12 protein-coding genes are annotated in these 12894 nt (G+C 45.8%); 1 reads left to right on the top strand and 11 read right to left on the bottom strand.

Annotation, left to right across the window (positions count from 1 at the left end; translation table 11 throughout):
* From A3763_RS01120 to A3763_RS01170, 11 genes are all read right to left on the bottom strand, one after another.
* Positions 1-494, bottom strand: a 494-nt coding sequence (locus tag A3763_RS01120) for a phosphoribosylamine--glycine ligase (RefSeq protein WP_369823073.1), incomplete at its 3' end; no start/stop codon positions are given.
* A gap of 161 nt (positions 495-655) precedes the next feature.
* Positions 656-1066 (bottom strand): thioesterase family protein, encoded by a 411-nt coding sequence (locus A3763_RS01125; protein ID WP_068512175.1) that lies wholly within the window; start codon positions 1064-1066, stop codon positions 656-658.
* Between the two features lie 188 nt (positions 1067-1254).
* Entirely contained in the window at positions 1255-2832 is a 1578-nt protein-coding gene (gene purH, locus A3763_RS01130; RefSeq protein WP_068512178.1) for a bifunctional phosphoribosylaminoimidazolecarboxamide formyltransferase/IMP cyclohydrolase, read from the bottom strand.
* A 41-nt stretch (positions 2833-2873) separates the two neighbouring features.
* Positions 2874-3173, bottom strand: a complete 300-nt coding sequence (gene fis, locus A3763_RS01135; protein ID WP_068506971.1) for a DNA-binding transcriptional regulator Fis — start codon at positions 3171-3173, stop codon at positions 2874-2876.
* Positions 3170-4120 (bottom strand): tRNA dihydrouridine synthase DusB, encoded by a 951-nt coding sequence (dusB, locus tag A3763_RS01140; RefSeq protein WP_068512219.1) that lies wholly within the window; start codon positions 4118-4120, stop codon positions 3170-3172. The genes fis and dusB overlap by 4 nt, the downstream gene beginning before the upstream one ends.
* A gap of 202 nt (positions 4121-4322) precedes the next feature.
* Complete coding sequence (locus A3763_RS01145) at positions 4323-5459, bottom strand: DUF3426 domain-containing protein (protein ID WP_068512182.1); 1137 nt, start codon at positions 5457-5459, stop codon at positions 4323-4325.
* Positions 5460-5495: 36 nt separating this feature from the next.
* Positions 5496-6404, bottom strand: coding sequence for a 50S ribosomal protein L11 methyltransferase (prmA, locus tag A3763_RS01150; RefSeq protein WP_068554032.1), 909 nt, complete (start codon positions 6402-6404; stop codon positions 5496-5498).
* A gap of 47 nt (positions 6405-6451) precedes the next feature.
* The gene (gene accC, locus A3763_RS01155; protein ID WP_068512188.1) at positions 6452-7789 is read right to left on the bottom strand and encodes an acetyl-CoA carboxylase biotin carboxylase subunit; all 1338 of its coding nucleotides are present in this window, start codon (positions 7787-7789) and stop codon (positions 6452-6454) included.
* Positions 7790-7807: 18 nt separating this feature from the next.
* On the bottom strand, positions 7808-8254 hold the full coding sequence (accB, locus tag A3763_RS01160; RefSeq protein ID WP_068512191.1) for an acetyl-CoA carboxylase biotin carboxyl carrier protein: 447 nt from the start codon (positions 8252-8254) through the stop codon (positions 7808-7810).
* Between the two features lie 19 nt (positions 8255-8273).
* Positions 8274-8708, bottom strand: a complete 435-nt coding sequence (aroQ, locus tag A3763_RS01165; RefSeq protein ID WP_068508593.1) for a type II 3-dehydroquinate dehydratase — start codon at positions 8706-8708, stop codon at positions 8274-8276.
* A gap of 152 nt (positions 8709-8860) precedes the next feature.
* Entirely contained in the window at positions 8861-10498 is a 1638-nt protein-coding gene (locus tag A3763_RS01170; protein WP_068512194.1) for a diguanylate cyclase, read from the bottom strand.
* 264 nt (positions 10499-10762) lie between these two features.
* On the opposite strand from A3763_RS01170, the gene A3763_RS01175 reads away from it, so the two are divergent.
* Positions 10763-12808 carry an EAL domain-containing protein gene (locus A3763_RS01175; RefSeq protein WP_068567618.1) on the top strand — a complete coding sequence of 682 codons (2046 nt, stop codon included), beginning with the start codon at positions 10763-10765 and terminating at the stop codon, positions 12806-12808.
* Positions 12809-12894: the final 86 nt, after the last annotated feature.

A 12894-nucleotide genomic window follows, 5' to 3' on the forward strand; every position in this document is an offset into this window, starting at 1 on the left:
TCTGCTTGCTCCAGAGTTTCGGCAACGATTACGCCTTTGCCAGCCGCTAAACCGTCGGCTTTAACAACAATCGGGGCACCTTTTTCTTTCAAGTATGCTAAGGCAGGTTCTACTTCCGTAAAATTCTGGTAGTCGGCAGTAGGTATGTTGTGGCGAGCTAAGAAATCTTTAGTGAAAGCTTTAGAGCCTTCTAATTGAGCCGCACCTTTTGAAGGGCCAAAGCAGCGAAGGCCTTCTGCTTCAAAATGGTCAACAACGCCGTCAACTAAAGGCGCTTCTGGGCCGATAATGGTAAGTGCGACTTGATTCTCTTTGGCAAAATCAGACAGCGCTTGAAAGTTCATAACGTCAATGTCGACATTGCTTAATTTGCTGTCTGATGCGGTACCAGCATTTCCTGGTGCAACAAAAACTGTTTCGACGTCTTTATTTTGTGCAGCTTTCCAGGCAAGAGCATGTTCTCTGCCGCCGCTGCCAATGATAAGAATATTCATAGCGTAACCCGATCTAATAATAACTTAATAGCCAGGCGGCTTACGGAGTCGCCTGGAGATGGAAATGGGCGCAAGGATACCTTATTCGAGAGGAGATATAAAAAATAATTGTTCGTAAAATGGGCAAGAGTGGTTTTACGAACAACCAACTCTTATGAATGCTAAGCAGAGTTTGCAAGTTGGGCCAGCTTCTCTCTAGCTTGGTCGCGAATCGGCACAGCCTTATGTTCTTTGTTGTCCATTAATACAAAAGTATTGCTGGCATCTGCGATAATCGTGTTGCTACCTTCCAAGTAGATAGTTTGATCTATTTTACAGCTGGTATTACCTATGCGCATTACCTTGGTATGGATCTCGAGCTGATCATTGAAGAGGCATGGGTGACGATAGTTTATGTTGCTATTTACCAAGGTCAGTGTCAGATCAAGCTGTGAGAAAAACTCTATGGCATTGAAGTTTTCAAACAATACCCAGCGAGCTTCTTCGAAAAAGCGGGTATAGCCGTTGTTGTTGAGGTGGCCGTGTTGGTCGAGGTGATAGCCCCTTACTTTAATGCGTACGTAATCTGACACTGTTGTTGCTCCATTAATGATAGAAGTCCGTGGAAGCCTTCGGGCGTCCGATTAATAGGTAAAAATAGTCTAGCGTATATTATTAGGTAGTGCTAACTAGAGGCAGAAGAGTAGATGTATAGCAGGAAGAGTACCGTGCACCAAGTCTCAAACAGAGGCGGGTGCACGGTCATACAGAGCTTATTTGCTTAGTGTCGGAAGTGACGCATTCCGGTAAATACCATTACCAAACCGTGCTCATCAGCTGCATCAATGACTTCTTGATCACGCATTGAACCGCCTGGCTGGATGACACAACTAACGCCGGCATTTGCGGCATTGTCTATGCCGTCTCTGAATGGGAAGAAGGCATCTGAAGCCATCATAGAGCCTTTCACGGCAAGTCCGGCATGCTCAGCTTTGATTGCTGCGATGCGTGCTGAATTGACACGGCTCATTTGCCCGGCACCAATACCGATAGTTTGAGCGCTCTTACCGTAAACAATCGCATTGGACTTAACCATTTTAGCAACTTTCCAGGTGAATAAGAGGTCATCAATTTCTTCGTCTGTTGGCTGGCGCTTGGAGACAACAGTCAAATCTTCCTTACTGATCATGCCTAAGTCACGATCTTGCACCAGTAAGCCGCCATTGACGCGCTTATAATCGAAAGATGCTGCGCTGTCAGAAAATGCACCGCACTCTAGGAGGCGGACATTTTTCTTAGCGGCTACGGCTTCTTTCGCTTCGGCGCTAACGCTCGGAGCAATAATAACTTCAACAAACTGTCGGTCGACGATAGTTGTCGCGGTTTCCGCATCAAGCTCACGGTTAAAGGCGATGATACCGCCAAAAGCAGATTCAGGGTCCGTTGCATAAGCTTTTTCATAAGCCTCTAGAATAGAGCCGGCTTCTGATACGCCACAAGGGTTTGCGTGCTTGACGATGACACATGCAGGTTCGTCAAATAGCTTTACGGTCTCAAGTGCTGCATCGGTGTCGGCGATATTGTTGAACGAAAGCTCTTTTCCTTGAAGCTGTTTAGCGCCAGAGATTGAATCGGCTGGAGCATTCTTTTCAACATAAAACGCGCTGTTCTGGTGAGGGTTTTCACCATAGCGAAGTTCTTGAGTTTTGTTCATTTGAACGTTAAATGTTCTTGGGAACTCTTTGCTGCCACCTGGAACCAATCGGCCAAAGTAGTTGGCAATCGCGCCGTCGTAGGCAGCTGTATGTTCGTAAGCTTTAATCGCTAGGTCAAAACGTGTTTCCAAACTTGTGCAGGCATCGTTCTCACGCATTTGATCAAGAATGTTCTGGTAGTCGCTCGCATTAACAACGATATTTACGTGTGCATGGTTTTTAGCAGCAGCACGTACCATCGTTGGTCCGCCGATATCAATGTTTTCTACAGCGTCTTCTAGGCTGCAGTCTTCCTTTGCGACAGTTTGTTCAAAAGGGTAGAGGTTAACGACAACCATGTCGATAGCCTTGATCTCATGAGCTTGCATTACTTCGTCATCCTGACCTCTGCGCCCTAAAATTCCGCCGTGAACTTTAGGGTGAAGTGTTTTGACTCGACCGTCCATCATTTCGGGAAAACCGGTATAGTCAGAAACTTCGACAGCAGGAATGCTGTTAGACTGTAGTAATTTGTAGGTTCCGCCCGTTGAAAGTATTTCAACGCCCATATCGTTTAGGGCAGAGGCGAATTCAACGATGCCCGTTTTGTCTGAAACGCTGATTAGCGCTCTTTTCACCTGGACCAGATCGTTAGTATTGCTCATGTTTATTCCAAACCTGTATAAGAAAAATAAAAAACTCTGACTTAAAGTAGACCGTACTGCTTAAGCTTCTTGCGTAAGGTTCCTCTGTTTAAACCAAGTAGAACAGAAGCTTTGGTTTGATTGTTGCGCGTATATTTTAGTACTTGTTCAAGTAGAGGTGCTTCTACTTCTGAGAGAACTAGTTGATAAACATCTGTGACTGGAGCACCGTCAAGTTGTTCAAAGTAGTTGCTCAGCGTCTTCTCAACGCAATCCCTTAAAGTGGCAGCGTTTTCAATTTGAGTTTGACTGGTGTAGGTTTGTTCTTCTTGTTTGTCTGCAGCAAGCGCTTCTATAGTCATGCGGCTATTTCCCCGTTATTGATTTGATTGTTGATTTGCTTTTCGAACTCCGTGCGCACAGCCTCAAGCTGAGCTTCCGGTGTTTCAATTTTATTAAAAAATTGTCTAAATTCTTGGTGATTCGGTCTTGCCTTCAGATACCAGCCGACGTGTTTGCGAGCGATGCGATGACCCATTTTCTCACCATAGAACTGATGTAGTTCTTCTAGGTGATGAAGGATGATATCGCGAACGGTGGCCAACGGTCTTTCTTCACGCTTGGTACCGTGCTTAAGGTAGTGGTTGATATCATCAAAAATCCAAGGGCAGCCTTGTGCAGCTCGACCTATTAGCAGACCGTCAACTCCTGTTTGCTTCAATACCTGTTCTGCTTTCTCGGGCGAATCAATATCGCCGTTAGCAAGAACGGGTATGCTTATCGCCTCTTTTACTTGAGCGATGGTGTCGTATTCAGCTTGTCCTTGGTAAGCGCAAGCTCGAGTTCGGCCGTGAATGGCGAGAGCTGCAATACCGCTTTGCTCTGCCATTTTAGCGATCGTTAATGCATTTCGAGAGTTTTTATCCCAGCCAGTGCGTATTTTTAGCGTCACCGGAATGTCGACAGCCCCAACCACTGCACTTAGGATTTCCTTTACCAGGTCTTCGTCTCTCATCAGTGCAGAGCCTGCTGCTTTGTTACAAACTTTCTTGGCCGGGCAGCCCATATTGATGTCTATGATCTGTGCGCCTCGCTCCTGATTAAGCTCTGCCGCTGTTGCTAGCATTTCTGGATCGCCGCCAGCAATTTGTACAGATATAGGGTCACTCTCACCGGTATGGTCGAGACGATGCATTGACTTGCGTGTTTTCCAAAAACTTGGGTCGGCGATTACCATTTCCGAAACAGCCATAGCTGCGCCGTTGTTCCGGCATAACTGTCGAAAAGGTCTGTCTGTCACGCCAGCCATGGGCGCTAAGATCAATCGATTATCTAATTGATAGGGGCCGATTTTGAGCAAGTCGTTTCTCTGTCAGGTTCAAGGGTGGCTAATTTTGGGGGGGCTAATCATACCCTCTGAGGCAAGGGTGTAAAAGCAAAAAAGGTGGCTTTTTTTGGTTATATTTTGCTCTTATTGGTTGACAATTGATCTATGTCTTGTTCCTTGGAGCTTAGGGTTGAGGGGAGAAAAACTTTAGAGAGTAGTTAACCGCTTCTTTTCCTGGGTCAACGATTTCGAGTGAAATATGAATTGGCTGCTGACTTGGCATTTCGTGCCAGCTGGCTAGATCGCCAGACAAATACTCTTTCGCTTGGAATAAGCGTTGGGCAACGATATTTTTGTTTATGTCTGAAAAATAAAGAGCTAAGTCGGGGAACGCTTGATTGAAAGCAGCTTCATTCACTATCACGGTGTCGATTATGAGGGACTTGCGTTGAGTGGGGTGACTTCTGACAACGAGGTTGTTGCTTTTAATTTTTTCGATATCTTCAAGCTTTGGCAATGTGCAAGATAAGTGTTCACATGCTAGCTCATATAACTCAGAAACTTTAGGGTACTTGGCGAGCTTTTCATAGTGAAACCATACCGCTTGCCCTAGCAGTATTACGATGAGCGATATATTAGCGAGAATGAATAATAAACTGACAAGCCAATGTCTATTATTGGGGCTATCCTGGTCGTATTGAAATTCAATTTTCTCATACGGAGAAGTCTCAGAGAAACCGCTCCCGGGCTCTCCGAAGGCTGATTCAGTCGATGTCTCAGCTTGTGTGACTGAGGCCTGCTCTATAGCTGAAGCGGAGAATGTTGGTTCTACCTTCTGTTTACCTTGTTCATCTTGAATATCTTCGAGGATTTCCTGAGTCCAGCTTTCGTCGATGATTTCTTCACTCTCTTCAGAAACAAAGGTATCGTCAAGTTTTTTAAAGCTGGTTGAGTAAGGGTCACTGTTGTCTGCGGAATCTAGTTCCAGGAAAGAGGTGCTAAACTCATCAGAGCCATCGGCGCTGCCTGAGTAGCCGGGTTCATGCAGATCTTCTTCAGGGTTATCGGCAAATAGCTTATCTTCAGACTCTAGTAGACTATCTTCCAGGTCGATAGCTGAACTTTGTTGGTCTTCGGAGGGTTCAGGAGAAGGCTTGTTTGCTGTTTGCTTCTCAGTATCGGACAAGCTATAGGCAATTGCATCGAAGATGTTCATGCAGGCGCCGCAGCGAACTCTGCCGTTGGCAGCACTTAATTGTTCTTCAGAGACTTTAAACGAAGCCTTACAGTGCGGGCATTGTGTCAGTCGCTGATTGCTCATCGTGTGTGTTTTTCCTGAATTATTATAAGGCTATTATCAGTCTTTTTTTGTGCCGGTCAAGCATACCCAGCCATCCTCTAGCTGAGGTTTATCCATTTCAAACCATTCTTCATAGTCGTGAACTAGCGCAGCTGCCTGATGCTCAAGAATTCCAGATAGAATTAATTTTCCTTTAGGTTTAACTAAAGCGGCAATATTGCTACGTAAGTCATGCAGTGGTTGAGCAAGAATATTAGCCAGAACCAGGTCTACTTGGTCTTTAGGGCTATCTTCTGGAAGATAGACCGGGAACTGCTGAGCTTCGACCTCGTTTCTCTTGGCATTGTCTTGGGTAGCCAGCAAAGCTTGAGGGTCGTTGTCGATTCCAACCACCGATTTGGCGCCGAGTAATAATGCGGCCAAGCCCAGTATTCCGGAACCACAGCCAAAATCTACGACAGTTTTGTTGTTTAGGCCGTCATCGTTTAGCGCATAAGCATCTAGCCATTTTAAGCAAAGTGCAGTTGTGGGGTGTGTGCCAGTGCCGAAAGCCAGGCCAGGGTCGAGCATCAGGTTGACAGCGTTTGGCTCAGGAATGTCATGCCAGCTTGGGCATATCCATAAGCGGCGACCAAACTGAATGGGTTTGAAGTTATCAATCCATTTACGCGTCCAGTCTTCGTTTTCCAATATTTCAAAACGCAATTCAGGGAAGGTCTGATCTGAAAGATTGGTGAAGACACTTTCAGTGATGGCTCTAATAGCTTTTTGGTCCTCATCGGCAGAAAACAGCCCGGTGACGATCGTTTCTTCCCAAAGCGGCGTTGTGCCCCGTTCGGGCTCTAGCACTGGCTGGTCTTGAGCATCTTCGAGAGTCACTGCGCTGGCTCCCGCCGCGAGCAAGCCTTCTTCGAGAGCTTCTGCGATGGCGGGAGATATATTGGCTTTAACTTGGATCCAGTTCATAAGTCAGTGACTTCCTGATAGTCGGGAATGAAATACATTAGATGAAACTAAAGGATATTCTTTTCCAGATGATGGATATTAAATTCGAGCTCTCGAAATCCGCTATCGGAAAGTAGCTTGCGGTGAAGGTCAATATTTGTGTCAATTCCGTCTACGACTAGCTCGTCAAGTGCGTTTGTCATACGGTTCATCGCCGCATTACGGTTTTCGCTATGACAAATGATTTTGGCAACTAAAGAGTCGTAAAATGGAGGTACACGATAGCCGCTATATAAATGCGAATCGACACGGACTCCCATGCCACCGGGCGCGTGAAACTGTTTAACTAAGCCGGGGCTCGGTGCAAAGGTTTGAGCATTTTCAGCGTTAATGCGGCACTCTATCGCATGGCCTTCAAGATTTACTTCAGCTTGAGAGACTGAAAGTGGTAGGCCGCTAGCAATTCTAATTTGCTCTTTAACGATATTAATGCCTGTTATCATTTCTGTTACAGGGTGCTCTACCTGTACTCGGGTATTCATTTCGATAAAATAGAAACTGTCATCCTGGTATAAGAACTCAAATGTTCCTGCTCCGCGATAGCCGATATCTTTGCAGGCTTTTACGCAGGCGGCAAACGTGGCTTGTCGGGCTTCCTCGTTAATATTTGGTGCAGGGGCTTCTTCGATAACTTTTTGGTGTCTTCGTTGCAGTGAACAGTCACGGTCACCTAAGTGAATGACATTGCCATGGTTATCTGCAAGTACCTGGATTTCGACATGCCGGGGTGTGTCGAGAAATTTTTCAAGGTAAACGGTGTCATCGCCAAAAGCGGCTTTGGCTTCAGACTGTGTTAGCTGAATCGAGGTGAGTAGTTCAGCTTCGTCGTTAACAACTCTCATACCCCGGCCGCCACCACCTGAGGCTGCTTTGATAATAACCGGGTAGCCAATTTTGCGTGCAATAGCTTTGGTTCGATCTTGATTATTTGTGATCGGGCCGTCGGAGCCAGGAACCGTCGGTACGCCGGCTTTTGTCATGGCTTTGATGGCTGAAACTTTATTCCCCATTAAGCGAATGACACTGGCAGGGGGGCCAATGAAGGTAAAGCCGCTCTTTTCGACTTGTTCTGCGAAGTCAGCATTTTCAGCAAGAAAACCGTAGCCAGGATGAATGCCAACAGCATTGGTCACTTCAGCGGCGCTGATTATTGCAGGTATATTGAGGTAGCTCTCGACAGGGCTGTTATTACCAATACAAACTGACTCGTCTGCCAAGCGAACGTGCATAAGGTCTCTATCAACCTTGGAGTGTACGGCGACCGAAGGAATACCGATCTCTTTGCAGGCGCGTAGAATTCGTAAGGCTATTTCGCCACGATTAGCGATTAGAACTTTTTTTAACATCAGTGTTACCTGCGAGCCTTATGCAATTGTAAATAGTATCTGATCGAACTCGATAGGTTCTCCGTCACTGACTTCTATCGACTGAATAACGCCGCTTCGGTCTGCCTCGATTTGGTTCATCATTTTCATTGCTTCAATGATGCACAAGACATCGCCAGCCTTAACGCTTTGTCCAACTTCAACAAATGGGGCGGAGTCAGGTGAGGGCGCCTTGTAGAAGGTGCCGACCATAGGGGCATTGATTGTCTGGTCACTAGAGGTGCTCGCCGGTGCCGGACTTGCAGTGGATGTTTCTGTGATAGGTGCTGAAGCAGACGTTACGGGTGCTGGGGCCGCTGCTGGTGCGGCGACAACATGCTTGCGACGGTTGATGCGGATGGACTCTTCGCCTTCCTTAATCTCTAGTTCTTCTACATCTGACTCGGTGATTAATTCGATCAGCTTTTTGATTTTTCGAATATCCATAACAATTCCTGTATTAGGTTTATAGCGCCTGCAGGGCTTTGCTGAGCGCAGCATCGTAACCTAAGCTGCCCAGCCCGCAGATGACGCCTAATGCGACATCAGAGAAATAAGAATGATGGCGAAATGTTTCTCTAGCATGAACATTTGATAAATGTACTTCGATAAAAGGAATATCAATCGCTAGTAGAGCATCTCGGATTGCTACGCTCGTATGCGTAAATGCCGCAGGGTTAATAATTATAAACTGAGTATCATCTTGCTTAGCTTGATGTATGCGCTCGATAAGTTCGTGTTCAGCATTGCTTTGCAACGTGTTGAGCGCGATATTGTTATTCTTGGCGCAGGCTTTTAAGCGAGAGTTGATATCATTGAGAGTTTCTGAGCCGTAAATTTCGGGTTCGCGGGTGCCTAAAAGGTTTAGGTTTGGGCCATGAAGTACCAGTATGCTAGCCATAATCAGACGATGCTCGTAAAAACATGTGAAAGAGAAAGTTAATTCTAAGTGCCGTGAGAAATGTCTACAAGTGTAGTTTCTTTTTATGACACTTTATCTACAATATAGTGGCTAGTTTGCCCATATATTGCGTTATTTACAAGCAGGTTTTCTTACAGTTCTGTATTGTAGCAACGGACATTATTTCGTCCATTTCTCTTTGCTTCGTATAGGGCATGATCAGCCTTTTCACATAAGGATTGAGCGTTTTCGTGGTCAGCTAATGCAATGCCGCAACTAAAGGTGACATTGAATGTGCCGGTTCCGGCGGGCTGTGGTAATTCTGCAAAGCGTTCACGTATTTCGTTAAGAATAGTTTTAGCATCGCGTTCAGAAGTATTTGGCAGTACGATGGCAAACTCTTCGCCACCATAGCGACCGATGTGGTCTGTTTTACGTAGCCGCTGTTTAAGGAAAAGAGAAAGGCTTTTCAGTACGCGGTCGCCAATAGGGTGGCCGTAGTTATCATTAATCTTTTTGAAGTAGTCGATATCGAGCATTGCGAAACAGACAGGTAGTTCGCTTTCCGCTGCTTTAGCAACTTCAATTTCTAGCAAATGTAGAGTATGGGTATGATTGTAAAGCCCGGTCAGGCTATCGCGAATCATTAGTGCCAAAAGGGATCGAGCTCTTCGGCCTCGGTTTCGCAGCGTGGCGATGAGGTGTTTCGGGTCGATAGGTTTCGTTAGAAAGTCATCGCCTCCAAGACTCATCGCGTGTAGCTGTTTGTTGACGTCATCTTCTGCAGAGAGGTAAATGATAGGTACGCTGTGAAACTTGTCTTGCTGGCGTATCACTCGGGCTAGCTCCATACCGGTACAGCCTGGCATGTACATATCCATGATAATTATCTCAGGCTGGAAATCCGCCAAGGCTACCAGGATATCCATCGGCTCGGTAATGATGTGAGGAATCATGCCGGCTTTGTGCAATATATTCTCAATGTACTTTGCTTGTGCTTTAGAGTCATCGACTACCAGAATACGGTATGGGTCCTGAATGTTGGCGTGCGTATATTGCTCAAATTTTTCTATTAGCTGGCCAGGGTCGATGGCTCGATAAAAAAACTCTTCGCCGCCTGTGCGCGATGCTTTTAGCCGGGTCTGAATGTCGTCAGTGCTCTCGCTAACATAAATAACTGGAATAGTTGTCTCGTGAGACTCCTGGATTACTTGAACGGCATCGATGCCAGCAAGCTTATGCCCGCCAAAATCTACATCGGCTACGATGGTCTCTGGCTTATCCTGCTTAGCTGCGTGAACAAAATCATCAACATCACTGAAGTTGATTGAACGAAAACCAAAGAACTCCAGCTGATTAATAATGCGGTTAGCGTACTCGGTGTTGTTTAGCGCGAGGTAAATCGGAGTGCGTAAAAAAGTACGTGGATTCGAGTGCGAGGTGTCGCTTCGCCCCCCTCCGGTATCACTCTTTCGCAAAGTGCACTCATTCAGCTCCTGAATAAAGGACTCAATTTTTTGTTGGCTGTCTAACGAAAGCGGGGCTTCAGGGTTAACATTGCTCAGTAGCTGGTTAATTTTTCGTGCCGAAGTCTCCTGGCGAGACATCTCAAAGCGGGTTGCAAAACGCTCTAGTTTTTCACTCGCATCATTTAAATCTTGAGTGCGATCCAGGTCTTCCCAAGAGGAGAGTTTGCACTTTTGATAGACATCTAATACAACTCTGGCTTGCGTCGTAACTCGTTTTGCAAACAGTTGTTTAAGTTTCTCTCGTTGGTTGTCCTGAGCCATTCCTTGATCCTAATGGAAGAATTCTTTTTGTAAACGCGAATCGTCTCTACATAATTTAGCATAATCCCCTGAATATGGAGGTTTTTATCGTCAAAAAATGTCAGGATGTGTAAGTTGATCTATTGTTATATGGAAGCAATGCCTACAGGCTGGCCATTATGATTTCTGTGGTGAAAGAGGTCGGGTCGTTTTTATACTTGGGCTTTGCTAATAAAAAGACACCAATGAAGATACTGATGGAGATAAAGTAAGTGAGGCCTAATCATGAGGCATAGTCATAGCCTGACAAATCAGGGTCCTAGCTTACAAAGGACACTATTTGCTTATATTAGCATTATGTTGCTGTTGTTGTTGGTTGGAAGCTTTACGCTGAATATCACCACCATGCGTGACTATTTGCAGAATCAATTGCAGTCCCATGCACAGGATGCTGCTACTTCTTTGGGCTTGTCATTATCGACGAGTATAGATGCTCAAGATCGCGTGGCGGCAGCGCGAATTGTTGACACGATATTCGACAGTGGTGACTACAGAAAAATTGTTTTTTTTGACTTGAACGGTGCCGCCATTGTCGTGCGCGCTAACTCTTTAACTGTTGATACTGTCCCTGACTGGTTTGTCTCTCTGCTTGATCTAAAGGCCCCTGCCAAAAGTGCAGAAGTTGTAGCTGGTTGGAAACAGTTGGGCACGATTGTGGTAGAGAGTCATCCTGGTTACGCCTACCTTGAATTGTGGAAAGTGATTCGTTCTGAGTCAATTTGGTTTCTAAGTATTTTGGTGCTCGGCTTATTTGCAGCGCGTTGGCTATTAGCTGGTGTGTTAAAGCCTTTAAAACAGCTTCAGTTTCATGCACAGGAAATGAGTCATCGCCATTTTGATTTTAGGGCTCCTCATCCTGTATTCCGAGAGCTTGCAGGCGTTGCCGATGCGATGAATGATATGGCCAGGCAGCTTGGCGGGGTGTTTGAAGAGCAATTAAATTTGATCGAGGACCTGCGTCAGGCATCTTTTGTTGACACACTTACCGGCCTAAGTAACCGTGAAGGTTTTGATGGGCGTTTAAAGACAGAGCTGGATTCACAGCAGCACACAGCAAAAGGAAGTCTGGTCTTAGTGCAACTTAACGACTTTGGTGCAGTTAACGAGTCATTGGGGCGAGATCGAGGCGATGCTCTGTTGACGAGTGTTGCGCAGATACTGCAAAAATATGAACAGCGTCATCAGAATGCGTTTGCTGCGAGGCGAAGTGGTGCCGATTTTAGTGTGTTTATGCCGAGTGTTATGGATGATGAAATTGATGTCCTGGTGCCAAAAATGATATCAGAAATTTGTTCACTCTCTGATATCAAGCACTTGTTGCGCGATGATAGCGTGCATATCGGTGCGGCTTGCGTAAAGGCTGATGATACTGCTCGCACTTTGTTGTCTAAAGCTGATTTAGCCTTACGCCAAGCACAGTCAGATGGTATTTCCGGCTGGCGGCGTTATGCGCATATTCAGTCGGCAGAAGAGAGTATGCGAGAGGTGCATCAGGCAAATGAGTGGCGAAATATTTTGCAAGAGGTATTGCTGAGTCGAGATGTGAAGCTTCATACTCAAACAGTTTATGATGGTGAAGGAAAGGTTATGTATCAGCAGGTCCTTTCTCGAATTGAAGTAGAAGGCGAGCTGACTGTCGCTGGGACCTTCCTGCCGATGGCTGAGCGATTCGGATTGATGGTGCCCTTTGATCAGTTGGTTGTCGAGAAGGTGGTAGAGAGCCTGGCAGATCCAGAATTTTTGATGCAGCGAACTCACAATGAGTTGGCGCAAGGTGAAGCTGATAATCACCGATACTGTATTACCTTGTCTGAAGCTGCCTTGATAGATGAGCGCTTCTTGTCCTGGTTTGATCAGCAGCTTGTTCAGAACCCCAGCTTGGCGGAAATGCTAATTGTCGAAGTTCCAGAACATATCGTGAGTTATAATGAAAATGCCTTGGTCGTTTTGAGCAATATGGCAAAAGAGCATGGCTTTAGTCTATCGGTCGAGCGCTTTGGTGTAAGCTCGGTGCCATTTTCGTATTTACAGCGAGTGGATATTCACTACATCAAAGTTGACCATAGCTTTATTCGCAACGTTCAGGGCAGTCAATCAAATCAGTTCTTCCTGCGATCAGCGATCCAGATTGCACATGGTCAGGGAATTAATGTGATTGCTGTGGGTGTCGAGTCAGAAGACGAGTGGCAGGCTTTAAAAGAGCTGGGGATTGATGGCGCAATGGGGTACCATTTGAAACGGCCACAAGCAAATGAAGTATTTGCTTCATAGCAAGTGTTTGCAATTGATAGTAGGGGATTACAGTTCTCCCAAGTCATTGAGAATTTATACACGTTAGCAGGTTATTAATGTGAAAG

The sequence above is a fragment of the Oleiphilus sp. HI0128 genome, assembly GCF_001635365.1.